At 64.2% G+C, this 19,443-nt stretch carries 19 protein-coding genes; 8 read left to right on the plus strand and 11 right to left on the minus strand.

Annotated elements, in window-relative coordinates:
• Positions 1-136 precede the first annotated feature (136 nt).
• Genes bioB through bioD form a run of 3 tightly spaced genes read left to right on the plus strand, consistent with a single transcriptional unit; the run spans position 137 to position 2,963 of the window.
• Positions 137-1,195, plus strand: coding sequence for a biotin synthase BioB (gene bioB, locus AC2A04_RS17645; protein WP_484213679.1), 1,059 nt, complete (start codon positions 137-139; stop codon positions 1,193-1,195).
• Positions 1,195-2,343 (plus strand): 8-amino-7-oxononanoate synthase, encoded by a 1,149-nt coding sequence (locus AC2A04_RS17650; protein ID WP_484213680.1) that lies wholly within the window; start codon positions 1,195-1,197, stop codon positions 2,341-2,343. The genes bioB and AC2A04_RS17650 overlap by 1 nt, the downstream gene beginning before the upstream one ends.
• Positions 2,340-2,963, plus strand: a complete 624-nt coding sequence (gene bioD, locus AC2A04_RS17655; protein WP_484213681.1) for a dethiobiotin synthase — start codon at positions 2,340-2,342, stop codon at positions 2,961-2,963. The genes AC2A04_RS17650 and bioD overlap by 4 nt, the downstream gene beginning before the upstream one ends.
• Here the strand turns inward: bioD and AC2A04_RS17660 are convergent, their stop codons facing one another.
• The 7 genes from AC2A04_RS17660 to AC2A04_RS17690 all read right to left on the minus strand — a co-directional run bounded on the left by AC2A04_RS17660 (position 2,964) and on the right by AC2A04_RS17690 (position 8,332).
• A complete protein-coding gene (locus AC2A04_RS17660; RefSeq protein ID WP_484213682.1) occupies positions 2,964-3,116 on the minus strand; it encodes a hypothetical protein in 153 nt (50 codons plus the stop codon).
• A 136-nt stretch (positions 3,117-3,252) separates the two neighbouring features.
• Positions 3,253-4,032, minus strand: coding sequence for a cyclase family protein (locus tag AC2A04_RS17665; RefSeq protein ID WP_484213683.1), 780 nt, complete (start codon positions 4,030-4,032; stop codon positions 3,253-3,255).
• A gap of 40 nt (positions 4,033-4,072) precedes the next feature.
• Positions 4,073-4,534: a hypothetical protein gene (locus AC2A04_RS17670; protein WP_484213684.1), complete on the minus strand. Its 462-nt coding sequence runs from the start codon at positions 4,532-4,534 to the stop codon at positions 4,073-4,075.
• Entirely contained in the window at positions 4,535-5,692 is a 1,158-nt protein-coding gene (locus AC2A04_RS17675) for an alpha/beta hydrolase family protein (protein ID WP_484213685.1), read from the minus strand.
• 3 nt (positions 5,693-5,695) lie between these two features.
• Positions 5,696-6,598 (minus strand): VOC family protein, encoded by a 903-nt coding sequence (locus tag AC2A04_RS17680; protein ID WP_484213686.1) that lies wholly within the window; start codon positions 6,596-6,598, stop codon positions 5,696-5,698.
• A 19-nt stretch (positions 6,599-6,617) separates the two neighbouring features.
• Positions 6,618-7,733 carry an FAD-dependent oxidoreductase gene (locus AC2A04_RS17685; protein ID WP_484213687.1) on the minus strand — a complete coding sequence of 372 codons (1,116 nt, stop codon included), beginning with the start codon at positions 7,731-7,733 and terminating at the stop codon, positions 6,618-6,620.
• Positions 7,734-7,870: 137 nt separating this feature from the next.
• Positions 7,871-8,332, minus strand: a complete 462-nt coding sequence (locus AC2A04_RS17690) for an Lrp/AsnC family transcriptional regulator (RefSeq protein WP_484213688.1) — start codon at positions 8,330-8,332, stop codon at positions 7,871-7,873.
• Positions 8,333-8,435: 103 nt separating this feature from the next.
• On the opposite strand from AC2A04_RS17690, the gene putA reads away from it, so the two are divergent.
• Both putA and AC2A04_RS17700 read left to right on the plus strand, forming a co-directional pair.
• Entirely contained in the window at positions 8,436-11,879 is a 3,444-nt protein-coding gene (gene putA, locus AC2A04_RS17695; protein WP_484213689.1) for a bifunctional proline dehydrogenase/L-glutamate gamma-semialdehyde dehydrogenase PutA, read from the plus strand.
• Between the two features lie 81 nt (positions 11,880-11,960).
• A complete protein-coding gene (locus AC2A04_RS17700) occupies positions 11,961-12,878 on the plus strand; it encodes an SDR family oxidoreductase (RefSeq protein WP_484213690.1) in 918 nt (305 codons plus the stop codon).
• A 136-nt stretch (positions 12,879-13,014) separates the two neighbouring features.
• Here AC2A04_RS17700 and AC2A04_RS17705 read toward each other — a convergent pair whose 3' ends face one another.
• On the minus strand, positions 13,015-14,478 hold the full coding sequence (locus tag AC2A04_RS17705) for a Ppx/GppA phosphatase family protein (protein ID WP_484213691.1): 1,464 nt from the start codon (positions 14,476-14,478) through the stop codon (positions 13,015-13,017).
• On the minus strand, positions 14,479-16,638 hold the full coding sequence (locus AC2A04_RS17710) for an RNA degradosome polyphosphate kinase (RefSeq protein WP_484213692.1): 2,160 nt from the start codon (positions 16,636-16,638) through the stop codon (positions 14,479-14,481).
• Between the two features lie 145 nt (positions 16,639-16,783).
• Here AC2A04_RS17710 and AC2A04_RS17715 point away from each other — a divergent pair, with 145 nt between their 5' ends.
• Positions 16,784-17,005 carry a hypothetical protein gene (locus AC2A04_RS17715; RefSeq protein ID WP_484213693.1) on the plus strand — a complete coding sequence of 74 codons (222 nt, stop codon included), beginning with the start codon at positions 16,784-16,786 and terminating at the stop codon, positions 17,003-17,005.
• Between the two features lie 9 nt (positions 17,006-17,014).
• On the opposite strand, the gene chrA is transcribed toward AC2A04_RS17715, so the two are convergent.
• Positions 17,015-18,325 carry a chromate efflux transporter gene (gene chrA / locus AC2A04_RS17720; protein WP_484213694.1) on the minus strand — a complete coding sequence of 437 codons (1,311 nt, stop codon included), beginning with the start codon at positions 18,323-18,325 and terminating at the stop codon, positions 17,015-17,017.
• Between the two features lie 151 nt (positions 18,326-18,476).
• On the opposite strand from chrA, the gene AC2A04_RS17725 reads away from it, so the two are divergent.
• Positions 18,477-18,626: a hypothetical protein gene (locus AC2A04_RS17725; RefSeq protein WP_484213695.1), complete on the plus strand. Its 150-nt coding sequence runs from the start codon at positions 18,477-18,479 to the stop codon at positions 18,624-18,626.
• Between the two features lie 26 nt (positions 18,627-18,652).
• Entirely contained in the window at positions 18,653-18,880 is a 228-nt protein-coding gene (locus AC2A04_RS17730) for a hypothetical protein (protein ID WP_484213696.1), read from the plus strand.
• Between the two features lie 21 nt (positions 18,881-18,901).
• On the opposite strand, the gene AC2A04_RS17735 is transcribed toward AC2A04_RS17730, so the two are convergent.
• Positions 18,902-19,168 carry a transposase gene (locus tag AC2A04_RS17735; RefSeq protein WP_484213697.1) on the minus strand — a complete coding sequence of 89 codons (267 nt, stop codon included), beginning with the start codon at positions 19,166-19,168 and terminating at the stop codon, positions 18,902-18,904.
• Positions 19,169-19,443 lie beyond the last annotated feature (275 nt).

A 19,443-nucleotide genomic window follows, 5' to 3' on the forward strand; every position in this document is an offset into this window, starting at 1 on the left:
TCAACCCGCGAAATGCCCCCCAAAATGCAAAGTCGGAAATCGCATCTTTGCGAATTCACTGGCGCGCACTGCGCAATTTTCGGTTATGGGCCACCTGATTGCCGCATTTTCAAGGACGTGACCGGTGCAGGAAACCATGGTTCAAGAGCGAGAATCGGCCAGCGCCGTTCACCCCTCGGTGCGCACGGATTGGACGCGCGAGGAAATCGCCGCACTGTTCGACCTGCCGTTTACAGAACTGCTGTTCCGCGCAGCCGAAGTGCATCGCACGCATCACCGCGCAGGCGAGATCCAGCTTTGCACGCTGCTTTCGATCAAGACCGGCGGCTGCCCCGAGGACTGCGGCTACTGCTCGCAGTCGGTCAAGGCAGACAGCGGGATCGAAGCGACCAAGCTGATGGAGGTGCAGAAGGTGCTGCAGTCCGCGGCGCAGGCCAAGGACAATGGCTCCAAGCGCTTCTGCATGGGCGCTGCCTGGCGCAATCCCAAGGAGCGCGACATGCCGGCCGTGATCGCCATGATCAAGGGCGTGCGCGAGATGGGGCTCGAAACCTGCATGACGCTCGGTATGCTGACGCCGGGCCAGGCCGCGCAGCTCGCCGAGGCTGGCCTCGACTACTACAACCACAACATCGACACCTCGCCCGAACGCTATGGCGAGGTCATCACCACGCGCACCTTCGCTGACCGTTTGCAGACGCTCGACAACGTGCGCAACGCGGGAATCAACGTCTGCTCGGGCGGGATCGTCGGCATGGGCGAGACGCGCGCCGATCGCGTCGGCTTCATCCACGCGCTGGCCACGCTTGATCAGCACCCGGAAAGCGTGCCGGTCAATGCGCTCGTGCCGGTCAAGGGCACCGTGCTCGGCAACATGCTTGCCGACACGCCGCTCGCCAAGATCGACGACATCGAGTTCGTGCGCACTGTCGCGGTCGCGCGCATCACCATGCCGCTGTCGATGGTCCGTCTTTCCGCCGGCCGCGAGAGCATGAGCGAGGCGACCCAGGCGTTGTGCTTCATGGCTGGTGCCAACTCGATCTTCACCGGAGACAAGCTGCTCACCGCCGCTAACGCGGGCGACGATGCCGATGCCGCGATGTTCGCGCGCCTCGGCCTCAAGCCGATGGAAGGCGATGAGCCGATGCGGGCGATGAAGTCCGTCGGGGGCTGCTCCGGAGGCTGCGCGGCCTGATGGCCGAGACGTCCGCCCGCACAGGAAAGATCTGGTCAGCGCACACCGCCGACCTCGCGGGTCTTGGCGAGAAGGCGCGGCTGCGTTCGCTCGGCGTACGCCGGGGCGCGGATTTCTCGTCGAACGACTACCTCGCTATGTCGTCGTCGCCACGGCTGACGCGTGCATTGCAGGACGCCATCGCGCGCGGGGTGCCGCTGGGTTCGGGCGGATCGCGCCTGCTCCGCGGCAACGATCCCGAACACGAACAGCTCGAACACGAAGCCGCTGCTTTCTTCGGCAGCGAATCTGCACTGTTCTTCTCAGCCGGCTATGCCGCAAACGTGGCGCTGCTCTCGACCCTGCCGCAGCGCGGCGACCTGATCATACACGATGAACTCGTTCACGCATCGATGCACGAAGGCCTGCGCCTGACAAGGGCAACCGCTGTCAGCGCCGCGCACAACGATGCGCAGAGCTTCGACGATGCGGCGCGTGAATGGCGGGCGCGCGGCAACACCGGCCGCATCTGGCTGGCTTTCGAGACGCTCTATTCGATGGACGGTGACATGGCGCCCGTGGCCGACATGGCTCGCGTCGCCGAACGGCACGATGCCATCATGCTGATCGACGAGGCCCATGCGACCGGAGTCTTCGGCCCTGACGGTCGCGGCCTTGCCGCCGAACTTGACGGTCGCGCGGATACGATCGTTCTGCGGACCTGCGGCAAGGCGCTTGGCTGCGAAGGCGCGCTGGTGCTTGGGCCCCGCGTGGTTCGCGATTTTCTCGTCAACCGGGGCAGGCCCTTCATCTTCTCGACCGCGCCCTCGCCGCTGATTGCCGCCGCGGTTCGCGAAGCCATCCAGATGCTGGCTGACGAGCCGGGGCGCCGCGAGGCACTGCACGATCTGATCGGCCATGCCGAACGGGTGTTGGGCCGCCATGGCGCGCTGGCCACCGGCTCACAGATCCTGCCGCTGATCCTGCAAGAGGATGCGCGCACCATGGCTGTGGCCGACCGGTTGCAGAAGGCCGGCTTTGACGTGCGCGGCATCCGCCCGCCTACGGTTCCGCAAGGCACCTCGCGCCTGCGCATCTCGCTCACTCTGAATGCCACGCGCGACGATGTCGATGCCCTCGCCGCCGCACTGGAAGATGCCCTGCGGTGAGCGCGTTCGTCGTGACCGGCACCGATACCGGCATCGGCAAGACGATCTTTTCGGCAGCGCTCGCCGGCGCCCTTGATGCACATTACTGGAAGCCGGTGCAGGCGGGCCTGGACGATGGAGCCGACCGCGATCACGTTGCGCGCCTCAGCGGAATTGATCCCGCCAAGGTCCTGCCCGAGGCCTACCGGCTGACGACGCCCTGCTCTCCGCACCGCGCTGCCGAACTCGATAGCGTGGTCATCGATCTTGCGCGGATGACACTGCCTGCGGTGCGGCCATTGGTCGTCGAGGGCGCAGGCGGAGCGCTCGTGCCTGTGACCCGGTCCACGACCTACGCCGACGTTTTCGCATGGTGGGGAATGCCTGTGATCGTCGTCGCCCGCACCGCGCTTGGCACGATCAACCATTCCCTGCTGACGTTCGAAGCCCTGCGCGCACGCGGCGTTGCCATCCATGGCGTGGCCTTCGTCGGCGATCCCAACGAGGACAGCGAAGCAACGATCTGCGCGATGGGCGGGGTACGACGGCTGGGCCGTCTGCCGATGCTGGAGGCGCTCGACCGGCAGACGCTCGCACAGGCCTTCGCCGAAGCCTTCAGCCTCGACGATTTCGCGCCCTGATCAGCCCAACACAATGTGCAGCGCGTTGACACTGGCGCCCAGGACAAGCGCCGCGATCACGAGAACTTCGGCGGGGACATGGAATCCGCGTGACGTTCGCGCGGCTGCGCGACGGCTGGCGGGGTAGACGGTTCGGGCAGTCGCAGTCTTCATGGGGTAGATTCCTTGCTCGTGAAGCAACACGAACCCGAGCGAGGTCGCCTTGGGCCTTTCGAATCGAAACCGGAATGGTCTCGACAAGGAACTCTACTATATAGGTTGAGATTAATGTCAACTGAATGAGTGGAGATTATTCCTCGAAGATGGCAACGGCGCGCGTCCAGCCGGCAGAAGCGCCCTTGATCTTGTGAGGAAAGCAGCTGACGGTGAACCCGTCAGGTGGCAGCACTTCGAGGTTGTGCAGCTTTTCAAGGTGGCAATAGCCGATATCGCGCCCTGCCTTGTGGCCTTCCCAAATCAGCGAGGTATCGCCGGTTTCCCTGACCTTCTGCGCGGTGTAGCTGAACGGCGCGTCCCAGCTCCAGGCATCGGTCCCGGTCACGCGCACCCCGCGCGAGGTCAGGTACATCGTCGCCTCGTAGCCCATGCCGCAGCCGACATTGACGAAGTTGGGATCGCCCACAGCCTTGCCTGCCGCCGTATTGACCAGCACGATCTCCATCGGCTTAAGATCGTGGCCAATGCGCTTCAGCTCGTCCTCGACGTCCTGCGCGGTCACCACGTAACCGTCCGGGAAATGCCGAAAGTCGAGCTTCACGCCGGGCTGAAAACACCATTCCAGCGGCACTTCGTCGATCGTGATAGCCCGCTCTCCACCATTCATGGTCGGATGGAAATGCCACGGCGCGTCAAGATGCGTGCCGTTGTGCGTGGTCAGCGTGACCTTCTCGGCCGCGGCGAACCCCGCTCCGTCAGGCGTGTCGGCAGTCGTCACGCCGGGAAAGAAAAAGCCCAGTTCGGTGACTGTCTCTTCGTGCTTCTGGTATTCGATGTGCGGGCGCATGAAGGGCGGATCAGTGATGACCTCGTTCTCGAGGTAGATCGAAAGATCGACGAAACGTCGCGTCATGGTCATGTTCTCCGTTGCGCCTTTATGGGCACGTGATCCGTCAGCGCTTGATCAGTTCGGCGCGCAGGCCGGCAGGCGTAATCACCGCCGCGAATGTCGCGCCGAATGCGAGTTTTGCCAACAATGCCGGCGTCCAGGCAAGTTCCGCCAAACCTGACAGGGCAAGTATCAACGCCGAAAGCGCAATTCCCGCAGCCGCGCCCGCCAGTCCGCAGACGACACCGCGCAGGAAAAGTCCGCCCGGCAGGCGCGGCGTCGATCCCTCGATCGGATCGACCGCGCCCGACCGCCGCGCCTTGCGCACCAGAGCGCCCGGCACCAGCGTTGCCATCAGGCCGATCATGAAGCCCTGCGGCCCGAAATCGGCAATATAGCCCCCTCCGCCCCAGACAGGTACGGCTCCAGACGTTCCGAACACCGCAAGAAAGAACAGCGCGCTCAACACCGTGTTGATCACTATGCTGACTCGCGTTTCACGGCGTATGTAAGTCGATCCGGTCATTCAGCCGGTCGTACCGCCGAGCGTCTCGGCAAACCAGTCGGCAATGCAGTCGCGGCCATAGGCCATGTTGTCTGCGCCGACGTGCTCCACGCCGCCTTCGCGCTCGGTGAAGATCACCTTCTCACGGCGGGGCGCATTGACGAGCTGGTCATAGAGATCGTCAGCATAAGTCACGCTGATCTGGCGATCGTGCGCGCCGTGGGTGACGAGGAACGGCACCTTGATCGAACCCATGTGGCCGTTGAGGTTCATGTCGGTCGATTTCTCGAGGAACTCGTCCATATCCTTCGCGCCGAAAGCCCACATCACGTGCGCCCAATAGTGCGGCACGGGGTTCTCACCCTCGCGGTTGAGGCGCTTGTCCTGCACTTCGCGCCAGTTGTGGTTGGCACCCCACACCGCACCGCTGGCAAAGCGCGGCTCGTAGGCTACGGCGCGCGGCGCGAAGTGACCGCCGAGCGAGATGCCGGTCATGCCGATGCGCTTGGGGTCGACATCCGGCTGCCCTTCGAGCCAGTCGACAGCCTTGCTCGCCCAGCTTTCCGAATGCGGATCCACTGGCAGGCCCTGAAGCCGCAGCGCCTCGCCCGAGCCCGGCTGATCAACGCAAAGCGTGGAAATGCCGCGCCGGGCCAATGCATCGGGCAGGCGGCTCCAGTAGAGCAGTTCCTTGCAGCTATCGAGCCCGTTGCAATAGACCACCACCGGATGCGGCCCCGGACCTTCGGCGCGGGTATAGAGCGCGGGCATTGTGCCCGTCGCCAACGGGATTTCGACGCGTTCACGATTGATCTTGCCCAGCGCGGTCGACTTTTCGAAAGCGGCGAGGGCCTTGGCGTACGTCTCCTTGCGGCCCGGCGCGCCGTGTCCCTGCATGCGCTCGGCCACAAGCAGGTAAAGCGATGCGCGCTCGAGCTTGTTCGAGGCGGAGAAACTGCGTCCCCTCGCCTCGTCCTCGGCCGCGAGTTCGATCAGCTTGTCGCCATAGGCAGACCACTGCTTCATGAACTGCGGCGTGCCGGCATCGCCACCATTGGCCGCCGCCTCGATGATCGGGCGGCACATGTCGACGATTTCGCCGATCTGCCCCCCGCTCTCCATTGCGATCGAGACGGACAGGTTCCAGATGTAGTTGGGAAATGGTTCGTAGAGCGCCATAAGTCAGCCCTCCGCCATCTGGAACAGACCGGGGTTGGGCGCAGGATGCGGCAGCGTCTGCGGGCCGCCGGTGCCGATGCCCCACTGGTCCATCACAAGCGGCGCGGGCACGTGAACCTTGTGCTGGTGGCCTTCGAAATCGACCTCTTCGAGTTCCGAGGTGTATTCGGTGACAAAGCCGCCGGGCGTGACGAAATAGCTGAAGGTGTTGTTGCCGGCCGTGTGGCGTCCGGGGCCCCAGCCGATATCGATGCCCTTGAGCTTGAGGCGATGGGCCCCGCGCATCATGTCGTCCACGCTGAGCATGTCATAGGCGACATGGTTGAGGCACGGCGGTCCGGGCAGGATGGCGATGCGGTGGTGCGCCGAATTGCAGCGCAGGAAGCACATGAAATCGCCCAGCCAGTCCGAGACCTTCATGCCGAGAACATCGGTGAAGAAGGAAACCAGCCCTTGATGGTTGGGGCTGTGCAGCACGATGTGGCTGATCTTGACCGGCACACCTTCCCAGCGCGCGAGATCGCGCTTGCTCCCTCTGGCGACGTCGCTGGAGATTTCCATCATCAGCCCGTCGGGCGAGAAGAACCGGAAGCCATAGCCACCGCCGGGCGAGGTCAGTTCCGCAGGCTCGCTGGCAACGCGACAACCCGCTGCTTCCACCTTGGCACGCAGGGCGTCGACATCGGCCCGGCTATCGGCCGCCAGCGCGATGACATCGATGCGATTCTCGCCGGCACGGCGGAGCTGGACCACGTGATGCTCGTCAGCGCCCTGCGCCTTGAACCAGGCGTGATCGTCGTCCTCGCCCACCGGCTCGAGGCCCCAGACATCGGCATAGAATGCCTTTTCGGCATCGAAGTTCTCGACGCCATATCCGACATAGCGGATTTCGGTAACGCGGCTCATGGGATCGTCCTTGAACAAGTCAGATGGGTTGGGCGACGACCGCGAACATCTCCGCAGTGGCCTTGTGATTGTCGACAGCCGGACCCTTGCCCAGCTGGCCGTGGCAGATGGCAAGGCTGCTCTCGACGATGTAGCGGCACCGGTCGTACCGCCGGTCGCGATAGCTCTTGAGGGCGGCCTCAACGTCGTCCGCGCGCCCGATTTCTTCTGCCAGCACGATCGCGTCCTCGATCGCCATGCCTGCACCCTGCCCGAGATGCGGCGTCGTTGCGTGCACGGCATCGCCAAGCAGACCAACACGACCGCGGCTCCAAGGCCCATGCACCATCATGCCTTCCAGCGGCCGATAGACGACTCCGGCGTCGTCGGTGATCTGCTCGCCCAGCGCACGGATTGCGGGCGAACATGACGCAAGCTTGCTGCGCATGGCTGCGGCAAGGCCTTCCACCGGATACCGAGGATTGTCCGGTTCGGGCGTTGTCACGTACATGTACATGACGTCCGCACTCATCGGCACGAGCCCGACCCCGGTCGGACCGTTGTAGACCTGCAGCGCATCCAGGCCCTCGGCGCGCGGAAAGTTGTAGCGCCACACCGCCTGCCCGGTGAACTGCGGCGTTTCGGCCTCGGGCAGGACCATGCTGCGCGTCTGCGAATAGACCCCGTCGGCCCCGATCACTGCATCGTATGTGCCGGACGAGCCGTCTGCGTACGTCACGTGGACTTTCGCGCCGTCATCATCGAGCGCCTGAATCGTCACGCCGAGGCGGATGTCCGCTCCCGCGGCGCGGGCCTTGTCACCCAGCACCTTCTGGAGGGCGCGACGCCCGATACCGACATTGGCCGGACGCCCTTCGACCAGCCGGGGCGAAGGTACACGCGCGACCTTGGTGCCGTCGGGCAGGAAAATCTCTACCGCATCGAACCCGCAAGCGGCATCGAGAAAGCTGTCGAGCAGTCCCAGTTGCTCCATCGCACGGATCACGTTGGACTGCTGGATGATACCCACGCCATAGACGGACCATTCGGGATCGCGCTCGACCATCGTCACGCGATGTCCCTTGCCGCCCAAAGCGATAGCGGCTGACAGGCCACCGATTCCGGCACCTATAACAAGAATATCCAGGTTCTTCATGATATTGTTCCGGCTCCGCGATAACGGCGGCCATGCTTCTCCCGTGGGCAAGACCTCATTGTCCCTGCCAATTAGAAGTTCGCAAACAATTCACCAAGCAAGTAATATCTATGCCGATCCATCCACAGGATCGATGCTCAGGCGCGATCCTTGATCGGCTCCATCACCACGAATGTCGACGTGTTGGCCACATGCGGCAGGGTCGAAATCTTCTCGCCGAGCACGGTTCGGAAGCGGCGGATGTCGGACGTGCGCACTTTCATCAGGTAGTCGAAGTTGCCGGCGATCATGTGGCACTCCTCGATCTCGGGGATCGCCATAACGCCGCGGTTGAACTCGGCCAGCGCTTGTTCGCGCGTGTCCGAAAGCTTCACCTCGGTGAAAGCGATGTGATCGAGACCGAGCCTCTTCATGTCGAGCACGGCGCGAAAGCCCTTGATCACGCCGTCATCGACCAACCGCTTCAACCGCACCTGACACGGCGTTTTCGACAGTCCGACCTTCTCGGCCAGCTCCGTCACCGGCATCCGACCGTCGCGCGACAGGGCGTCGATGATCTTGCGATCAAATTGGTCAAGTTGCCTATCGGGGAGTGTCATGCCATGCTCTTACGATCTGGAGCAGCTCCAATAAAGTCCAATCGCCTGCACTAACGCCGTCAATCGGGCAGAAATCCATTCGCAGTGGACGTATGCTGCGTCGATGAAAGATCGCACCCCTTTTGCCGCCTTCGCCCCTCCGCTGTCGCAGCCTTCCGATCTGCGCCGCGCGATCACGGCCGCGGCCCGCCGACCGGAGCGCGAATGCATGGCGGCTCTTCTGCCGGAAGCCACGCTGCCCCTGCCCGTGCGCACTTCGGCCGAGGCGCTCGCGCGCAAGCTCGTCGAGACGCTGCGCGCCAAGCCGCAAGGCAGCGGTGTCGAACAGCTCGTGCAGGAATACGCGCTGTCCACGCAGGAGGGTGTCGCCCTGATGTGTCTCGCCGAGGCCCTGTTGCGCATCCCCGACAATGATACCCGTGACGACCTCATCCGCGACAAGATCGCCGGCGGTGATTGGCTGGCGCATCTGGGCGGCGACCGCTCGCTTTTCGTCAACGCCGCAACGTGGGGCCTTGTCGTCACCGGCAAGCTGACCGCAAGCGTTGATGACAAGGGGCTGGGCTCGGCGCTGACGCGGCTGATCGCGCGCGCGGGCGAACCGGTGATCCGGCGCGGCGTCGATCTTGCCATGCGCATGATGGGCGAGCAGTTCGTGACCGGAGAGACCATTGGCGAAGCATTGAAGCGCGCCCGCCCGCTTGAAGAACGGGGCTTCCGCTACAGCTATGACATGCTTGGCGAAGCGGCAATGACGGCGGCGGACGCCGCCCGCTACTTTGCCGACTACGAAGCCGCAATCCACGCGATCGGCAAGGCTTCTGCGGAACGCGGCATCTACGAAGGCCCCGGCATCTCGATCAAGCTCTCCGCGCTGCATCCCCGCTATGCGCGTGCACAGCAGGATCGCGTGATCGCCGAACTCCTGCCGCGCCTAAAGGCGCTCGCCACGCTTGCGCTTCGCTACGACATCGGTCTCAACATCGACGCCGAGGAAGCCGACCGCCTCGAACTCTCGCTCGATCTGCTCGAAACGCTGGCGATGGACCCCATGCTTGCAGGCTGGAACGGTCTCGGCTTTGTCGTCCAGGCCTATGGCAAGCGCTGCCCCGCCGTGATCGACTGGATTATCGATCTCGCGCGCCGCTCTGGACGCCGGATCATGGTTCGCCTCGTCAAGGGTGCCTATTGGGATGCCGAGATCAAGCGCGCACAAGTCGAGGGACAGGCCGATTTCCCGGTCTATACCCGCAAGGCACACACCGATGTCGCCTATGTAGCCTGTGCACGCCGCCTGCTCGCCGCGCGCCATCAGGTCTTCCCGCAGTTCGCCACCCACAATGCCCAGACCCTTGCCACGATCTATCGCATGGCAGGGCCGGACTTTTCCGTGGGCGACTACGAGTTCCAGTGCCTTCACGGCATGGGTGAACCGCTTTACGACGAGGTTGTCGGCGCGGACAAGCTTGGCCGGCCGTGCCGAATCTATGCTCCCGTGGGCACGCACGAGACGCTGCTCGCCTATCTCGTCCGCCGCCTGCTCGAGAATGGCGCCAACTCGTCGTTCGTCAATCGCATTGCCAACCCTGACGTGCCGCTCGAGGAGATCATTGCCGATCCGGTCAGCGACCTGGCCGGTGCCGCCGATCCCGGTGCGCCGCATCCCCTGATCGCCCTGCCCCGCGCGCTCTACCCTGATCACCGGAACAGTGCGGGGCTCGATCTTGCCGACGAGAACACGCTGGCGCGGCTGACCGAGCGTTTCACTGCCGTTTCGCGCCTCGTCCGCCATGCCGCACCGACGGCCGAACTGCCCGCGTCAGCCCCGCGCCCCGTGCGCAACCCGGCAGACCACTCCGACATCGTCGGCATGGTTCGCGAGGCCCTTCCCGAGGCCGCTATGCGCGCCCCCCAGATCGCGGCCGCATCACGCTGGAGCCAGACGCCTGCTGCTGCGCGCGCGGTCATTCTCGAACGTGCCGCCGATGCGATGCAGGCCGCGATGCCGGAACTGATCGCGCTGACCGTGCGCGAGGCGGGCAAGTCGGTCGCCAATGCCGTAGCCGAAGTGCGCGAGGCCGTTGACTTCCTGCGCTACTACGCGTCGCAAGGGCCCCTGCTCGCCGGGGCACGCCCGCTCGGCGTGGCGCTTTGCATCAGCCCGTGGAACTTTCCGCTGGCAATCTTCACCGGCCAGATTGCCGCCGCGCTGATGGCGGGCAATGCCGTCCTCGCCAAGCCGGCCGAGGAAACCCCGCTGATCGCATCGGAAGCCGTGCGCATTCTCCATGAAGCCGGCGTACCCGACGACGCGCTGATTTTTGTACCCGGAGACGGCAAGATCGGCGCAGCGCTGGTCGATGCGCCCGAGACGGCCGCAGTCCTGTTCACCGGCTCCACCGAAGTGGGTCGCCTGATCCAGCGCCAGCTCGCGAGGCGACTGTCGCCGCAAGGGCGTCCCATTCCGTTGATCGCGGAGACCGGCGGACAGAACGCGATGATCGTGGACAGCTCCGCGCTGGCCGAGCAGGTCGTGGCCGATGTCATCGCCTCGGCCTTCGACAGTGCGGGCCAGCGCTGCTCGGCGCTGCGGGTACTGTGCCTGCAGGAAGACATTGCCGACCACGTGCTCGTCATGCTGCGCGGTGCGCTGGCGGAGCTGCGTGTGGGGCCAACCGACCGCCTCAATATCGACATCGGCCCGGTCATCAGCGCAGAGGCACGTGACGCGATCGAGGCCCACGTAGCCCGGCTTGCCGCTGCAGGTTGTCCGGTCGAGCGCCTTCCGCTGGGAGCCGAAACAGCGAACGGCACTTTCGTTGCGCCGACGATCATCGAGTTGACCAATCCCGACTTGCTGACCCGCGAGGTCTTTGGTCCGGTCCTTCATGTCATCCGCTTCGCCCGCGTAGAGATGGACAACCTCGTCGATCGTATAAACGCCTGGGGCTACGGCCTGACCTTCGGCCTCCACACACGCCTCGACGAAACGGTCGCTCGGGTTACCGCGCGCGCTCATGCCGGCAACATCTACGTAAACCGGAATGTCATCGGCGCGGTCGTTGGCGTGCAGCCGTTCGGCGGCCATGGCCTGTCGGGCACTGGCCCCAAGGCGGGAGGACCGCTCTACCTGCGCCGCCTGGTCGCTTCGACGCCCGCTGCCCCGGCAATGGCTCTGGGCGAGCGCGAGCTTGCCGGTCCCGTCGGTGAGCGCAACATCCACGCCCTTCGCCCGGTCGGCAAAGTGCTGGTCGCCGCACAGGAGCAGACGCGGCTCGAGGCACTGGCTGCGAGAGTCGAACGTCTTGGCGGCACTCCGATCATCGCCGATCCGGGGTGGCAGACCAAGGGGCCGATTGCCCGCGCCGTAGTTGACGGCGACAGCCCCTTCACGCTTGCCATGGTCAAAGCCATTGCCGCGCTCGAAGGCCCGATTGTCCCGGTACTGTCTGCGGCAGACGACGATGCCATGCTGGTCAGCGAGGTTTCGCTTTCGATCAACACCACGGCGGCGGGCGGCAACGCCAGCCTGATGGCGATGGCCTGACACAGTCGTTCGGGTTTCACTTCCGCCGGTTGCCGATGATCCTCACGATTGTTAGGCTGCCAAACGGAAGAGGACCACGACATGACCGGCAACGCAAAGAATTTCGCAGGCAAAACCGCCTTCATCACCGGCGGGGTCAACGGCATAGGCTTCGGCATTGCCCGCGCCTTTGCCATGGCCGGGATCGACCTGATCCTGACCTACCGCAAGGAACAGGACCGCGAGGACTCCGCGCGGTGGCTAGCGGACAATGGCCTGCCCCCTGCGCGCTATGTCCGACTCGACGTGACCGATCGACAGCGCTTTGCCGAGATCGCCGCCGAAGTCGGCAAGGTCCACGTGCTGGTCAACAACGCGGGCGTGAGCGTGTTCGGCCCGACCGACGAAGCGAGCTACGCCGATTACGACTGGATCATGGGCGTCAACTTCGGCGGCGTGGTCAACGGCCTCGTCTCGTTCCTGCCGCACATGAAGGCCCACGGCGAAGGCGGGCATGTGGTCAACGTCGCCTCGATGGCCGCCTATCTTTCCGGACCGCAAGCGGGAATCTACACCGCAAGCAAGTTCGCAGTGCGCGGGTTGACGGAGAGCCTGCGCTACAATCTCGCTCCGCACGGCATCGGCGTGTCGCTGATGTGTCCTGGCCTGACGCGCACCAATGCCTGGACCAGCGCACTCAAGCGTCCTGACGATTTTGCCCAATCGGGCTTCGCCCCGGCTGATGCTGGCGAACTTGAACAGTTTGGCACCGCGTTCGAACTGGGCATGGACCCGCTCGAAGTCGGCCAGAAGACGCTTGCCGGAATGATCGAGAACAAGGGCCTGATCCTGACCCACGGCGAGTTTGCCGAGGACTTTGCCGAAATCTACCAGACGTCGCTCGACGCATTGCCCGACGAAGTGATCCCCGAAGGTCGACTTCATATCGAGCGGTTGCGGCGCGAGGGCAACAAGGCCGCGGCAGAAGGCAAGTTGATCGGGCTGTCGGACCTCACCTGACATAAAAAGGAGGCGCCGGCCGCTGTCGCCGTCGCCTCCCCCAAGTCATGCGTCTCATCCGTCGTTTCAACGCGGGAACGTGGACGAAGTTTCCGACCATCTCCAAAAATTTGCATGGGGCTGCAAAGCCGCAGGATCAGCCCGCTTGAAGGCCGAGATGTGCAGCCAGCGCGGCAAGATCGCGGCGCGCCCCGTCCAGAAAAAGCGATGCGATGGCCGGCTGGCAGGGGAGCAGGAGCTTGCCACCGTCAGCAACCAACGCACTGCCTTCGAACACAGCCTGCGCGCCGGCACCGAACCTGCGGCACAGCCGCGTCGCCAAGCCCCAGCCCCGAGCTTGCGCAAGCAATTCGGGCGGCGCAATCGCGGCAATTCCCTCGGGCATGCCCTGCTTACCGGCATTGGCGTGAAGCGCCGCAGCGAGCATGGCCCGACCCTCGCTGCTCACGCCGATCCACCGCTTGCGCAGTCCCCAGTCGCGCGCCAGATCGCGGCGCAGGTTGGGCTCGACGTTTGCGGCGGCCAGACACAACATGATCGAAGCCTGCGCCAGCGCGGCATTTCCGACAGGCACGGCCTGCGCCATCCAGCGCGCCGTTGCTGCCGCCTGCTCGCGCAGTACGCCTAGCCCGCCGACGAACTCGCCCACGCCTTCCAGCAAAGGATCAAGCGTCTGGACGGCCATCGGCAGGGAACCGAACAGCACCCCTTCGCGCAATCCCCATGACGAGAACACGAGCTGTCCCGGCTGCAAGTGCCGCACAAGTACCGAAACCAGCGCGGCCGTATCGGGAATGCTGGCAAGGCGGCTTGACGATACGCCATCGACCGGACGCAGGACCTGCCCGCGGCGCATCAGCTGGCGGGCGACCGCCAGCGCACTCTGCGCATCAAGCGTGAATCCGTGCGTGTCCTCAAGCGGGGAGCCGAGGCGGACCATTGCCGCCCGCGCGAAGGCGCGCATCGATCCACCGACCAGATAGAGCGTCACTCCCGGCTCTGCGGCCCAGTCCGCCTTGGCCAGCATCGTGCCCACCTTGCGCACGAACGTGCGATCACCGCCGGCACGCAGGGCCGGCAGTCGCAGCGAACCGAGCGGCAGCGTCACCCCGTGGCTCGTCGCGCCTTCTGACACATCGACCAGTTCGAAGCTGCCTCCGCCCATGTCGCCGACAATGCCACGCGCGTCGGGGAAGGCGCCGATCACGCCGTTGGCGCTGGTTTCCGCCTCTTCCACGCCCGATAGCAAGCGCGGCTCAAGCCCGAGTGCACGCACCTTGTCGAGAAACGCGGGACCGTTCGATGCATCGCGCACCGCTGCGGTGGCCACGACATCCACGCGCCCGATCCCACCCAGATCGATAAGCGCCTTGTAGCGCGCAAGGGCGCTCAGCACGTTGGCGACGGGCTTGTCCGCAAGCTTGCCATTTTCAGCCACGCCCTTGCCGAGCTTGGCCGAAACCTTCTCGTTGAGCAGAGTGACCGGCGCACGCGGCGGTCCGCCATAGATCACCAACCGGACCGTATTGGAACCGATGTCGATGATCGCGCGGGACTTGTCCCAGGCGAAAGCCCGGCCTTGCTGGTGAATGTCAGTCACTCACCCACGGTGGGCCACGCCGCGCCGCAGCGCAAGCTTAGGCACTTTTCGTCCACTGGAAAGCGCCGCCCCGCGTCCCGAGAGCGACGGGTTGGTCATGAAATAGCGGTGGAGGTTGAACGGCTGCGCGCCCTTGTCGAGCCGCACATATTCGCCATCGGCATGCAGGGCCCAGCTCTGCTCGGTATCGAGCAGGTTGGCGAGCATGACCTGATCGAGGATCTGGTCGTGCACCGTCGGGTTCTTCACCGGAACCAGCACCTCGACGCGGCGCCCCATGTTCCGGCTCATGCCATCTGCCGACGAGATGAATACCCGCGCGCGCTTGTTCGGCATGCGCGCGCCATTTCCGAAGGCCCAGATTCGGCTGTGTTCGAGGAAGCGCCCGATGATCGACTTGACCTCGATGGTTTCCGAAAGCCCCGGCACGCCGGGCTTGAGACAGCAGATCCCGCGGACCACCAGCCGCACTTCCACCCCGGCCCGGCTGGCATGGTAGAGCCGGTCGATCAGATCGGGATCGGTCAACTGATTGAGCTTGGCCCAGATCGTCGCCGGTCGGCCCTTTCGCGCCAGTGCGATCTCGCGGTCGATGCATTCGTACAGCTTCTCGCGCAAGTTGATCGGCGAGATCGCCAGAAGTTCGGTGTGCTTGGGCTCGACATAGCCGGTGACGAAGTTGAACAGCTGCCCTGCATCGCGCCCCATGCGGGGATCGGCGGTGAAGAACGACAGGTCGGTATAGATGCGCGCGGTGACCGGGTGATAATTTCCCGTGCCGAAGTGGCAGTAGGTGCGATAGCCCCCGCCTTCGCGCCGCACCACGAGACTGACCTTGGCGTGGGTCTTCCAGTCGACAAAGCCGTAGATGACCTGCACGCCTGCACGTTCGAGCTGCGCGGCCCACATCAGGTTCTGCTCTTCATCAAAGCGCGCCTTCAATTCCACGACGGCGGTCACCGACTTGCCCGCCTCGGCCGCCGCAATCAGCGCCGCGATCACCGCCGACTGCTTCCCCGCGCGATACAGCGTCTGCTTGATCGCCACGACATCCGGGTCTGCCGCCGCCTGACGCAGGAAGTCGATCACCACCTCGAAGCTTTCGTAGGGGTGATGAATCACCAGATCCTTCTCGCGGATGGCCGAGAAGCAATCGCCGTCATGCTCCAGCACACGCTCGGGATAGCGCGGATTGTAAGGATCGAATTTCAGGTCCTGCCGGTCTTCATCGACCACCGTGGCAAGCCCGCTCATCGCCAGCAGGCCCCGGCTCTTGATCACCAGCGCGTGATCGAGCCGCAACTGGGCGCGCAATAGCCGCTCGGCATCGGCATCGAAGTCATCCTGCAGATGGAGCAGGATGACCTTGCCGCGACGTCGCCGTTGAATCGCCGTGCGATAATAGCGCACGAGATCCTCGGCATCTTCCTCGACCTCGATATCGCTGTCGCGCAAGACGCGGAACACGCCGTGGCCAAGGATGCGGAATCCGGGGAACAGCAACGTCGCATGGCGTCGCACGAGTTCCTCGATCCCGATCCAGGAAGCTTTTTCGCCCGGCAGACGCACGAAACGCGGCAGCGCGGGCGGGATCAGGATCATCTCGCTCACCGCAGCGCCATCGGCAATGCGCTGCATCTGGAACAGGATGCCGGTGCCCTGATTGGCGATGAATGGAAAGGGATGCGCCGGATCGATTGCCTGCGGCGTCAGCACCGGGACGACATGCTCTTCGAAGTAGTCGCGCAGCCATTCGGCCTCGGCGCGGGTGAAGGCGTCGTTGTCGATCAAACGGATACCTGCGCCGGCAAGTTCGCCGGCAAGCCCGGCCAAGACGTCCTGCTGCGCATCGACAAGCTGCTTGACCGCATCGAGCAACCCGCCGAGCTGCTGTTGCGGCGTCTTGCCGTCGATCGAAAGCTCGTCGATCTGGCGGCGCACCTGACCTGCAATCCCGGCCACGCGCACCATCATGAATTCGTCGAGATTGCTGCCGCTGATCGACAGGAAGCGCAGACGCTCGAGCAACGGATAGTCGGGATTAACCGCCTCTGCGAGCACGCGGCGATTGAACGCGAGCCAGCTCAGCTCGCGATTGAAGAACCGCTCCTGCACCGGCGGCAAGCCGCCCTCTTCCGCCCGCTGATCAGTTCCCGCCATGTATCGGGCCATTGCGCATCCTGCGTTACAGTCGTGTGACAGCACTGTACCGGATCAATGCCATCCACGTCCTGTCCGAAATCTCACCACAGTTTGACGAAGCGCGATTGCAGTGGCGAATCTGCGGGCGTCCTGTCCATTTTCGATGACAGACAGATTCGCCAAGAACCAACTGGAACCCCGGCATATGAAACGCGGCCTCTACCGCATGTGCGACAGCTTCCTCGGCGAATGCGCCCGCGTCCATGAGGACGCAGGCGACGCCTTTCCCTTTCTGCGAAGAGAGCTTTACGAGGCGCTTGGCTTCAACCCGCCATACGACGACCTGCCGCTTCGCGATCGCCAGCGGCAGGTCGAAGTGGCCTGAAATCAGGCTCTAGACCGCCGAGAACGCCAGTCCTGCAAGTCCGCAGATGCCGAGCACCGGCATGATCCCGAGTCTCAGGCGGAAAATGAGGACGCCCGCGATTGCGGCAATCACGCCGACGCGCCAATCGAAGCTTGCAAGTACCGGCACCGGCATGTCCACCGGCCCGACCTGAAGATCGGTCGCCGCGCGAAACAGGACATGGATCGCAAACCACAGTGTCAGGTTGGCGATAACGCCCACGACCGCAGCGGTGATCGCCGCCAGCCCTCCCTTTAGCGCCCGCGCATTCTCCATCCGCTCGATCCAGGGGGCGAGCGCGAAGATCCACATGAAGCAGGGCACGAATGTGACCCAGGTCGTCAGCGCCGCACCCAGCACGCCCGCAACAAGCGGCGAAAACGGCTCGGGTGCGCGGAACGCGGCAAGGTACCCGACGAACTGCGTCACCATGATCAGCGGGCCCGGCGTGGTTTCGGCAAGACCCAAGCCATCGGCCATTTCGCCCGGTCGAAGCCAGCCGAAGCCGTCGACGGCCTGCTGCGCCATGTAGGACAGCACGGCATAGGCTCCGCCAAAGGTCACCACCGCCAGCTTCGAGAAGAACAGACCGATCTGCCACAACACATGGTCAGGCCCGAGCGCCACGAACACAGCCGCCAGCGGCAACCCCCAGATCACAAGTCCGATCGCGATGGCGCGAATCGTCCCGCCCCATGGTCGCGCAGAAGGGGGCGCCGCCGCGCTGACAGGCTTGACCCCCAGGAGGTCCGGCCGCCGCGAGGCGACGACCATGCCGAGTGCGCCAGCGCCCAGTACCACCAGTGGAAACGGCAGCGAGAACACCGCCAGTGCGAGGAACGCCGCCAACGCCAGTCCCTGCTTGAAACGGGTTTGCAGCGCCCTTCCCGCGATCCGCAACAGCGCCTGCACGACGATGGCGAGCACCGCGGCTTTGATCCCGGTGAACAGCGCGGAAAACCAGCCCAGGTCGGCAGCCAATGCATAGAGCATCGACAATGCAAGAATGACCAGCGCGCCGGGGATGACGAACAGCAGGCCCATGGCCAGCCCGCCACGCATGCCGTGCAGCTTCCAGCCGATCCAGGTGGCGAGTTGCTGCGCCTCCGGTCCCGGCAGCAGATGGCAGAAATTGAGGGCATGGAGGAACTGGTCCTCGCTCACCCAATTGCGCTCTTCCACGATCTCGCGATGCATCAGCGCAATCTGCCCGGCCGGCCCGCCAAAGCTGAGGCAACCGATCCGCGCCGAGACGCGCAGCAGTTCATCGAAGGAGGGGCGGGAAATCGTTTCGTTCATGCAAGGACCCACGACCTGTGATCCGCACGAAGCGGACCTGACAGGCAACGCTTGGGCCAAGGCTCGTGCGCAAGCAGTCCCAAAGCCTGACCGGGAGGTTGCTTTGCCCCGGTTGGCTCATGGACATAACGCCTGCGAGCCCGCCCGCAACATGAAATTGCGCGGCACGCACCAGAATCGCTTGATGGTGCCTGAAGGCAATGCCCAGATTGTCATGAGTGAGAACCAGTTCACCGAGCTCCTCGCCAACACGCTGGGCAATGTCGCCGCAATATGCGCGACGGGGCGATCGCTGACGTGAGCATGGACTGGCCTCATATAGGTGAGATGCTGGCCGCGGGCCGCGCGGTGTTCACCGAGCTCAAGAACCTCGTCGGGCGGTACAAGACCAACGGCGGCATGGGCGCGTTCTACCGCTCGACAAATGGAACGCGGCGATCGAGCGCTGCCGCAGGCTGGGCGTTCCTGAAACACAGCCGATCCCGTGCCCCCGACGACAGAGAACTTTTATACCTGCTAGGTTTCGTGGACAAAGGGTATCCACTGCAGGGCTGAGACGAGATTGACGAAGCCGAGCTAAGACTCTTGGGTTTTGTCGTAGCGGGTAGCAATTCGGCGCCAGTTCTTGAGTTTGTTGAACAGACGCTCCACGAGATTGCGCCAACGGTATTTCTCGCGGTCGTGTGGCACCGGGTTGCGTCGGTTGCTCTTGGCGGGAATGACGGCTTCGATCTCAGCTGCAGCCAGCTCCTCCCTGATGGCATCGGCGTCATAGCCCCTGTCTGCAAGGAGGGCCTCGATCCTGTCGGCGATCATACGAAGCAAAGGCCCGAAGCCTTGAATGTCGTGGTTTTACCCAGGTGTCAGCACGAACCCGAGTGGGCGACCTTTGACATCGCATCGGGCGTGGAGTTTGGTGCTGAAGCCCCTCGCGATCGGCCAAGAGCCTCGGTTTCCTGAGTCCCTTTTTTATGCCGACTGCACAATGATGTGCTCGGACCACGGTGCTATCGATCATGTCGGCGGTGACGTCTCGCCCTGGTCTGAGCCCCGACCTTCCTCCACCTATGAGTGGAGCCGACGGCCCGATTGATGCCCATGCTTGGGCGTGATGACAG

Source organism: Novosphingobium sp. HNCC26DJ243 (assembly GCF_057180545.1).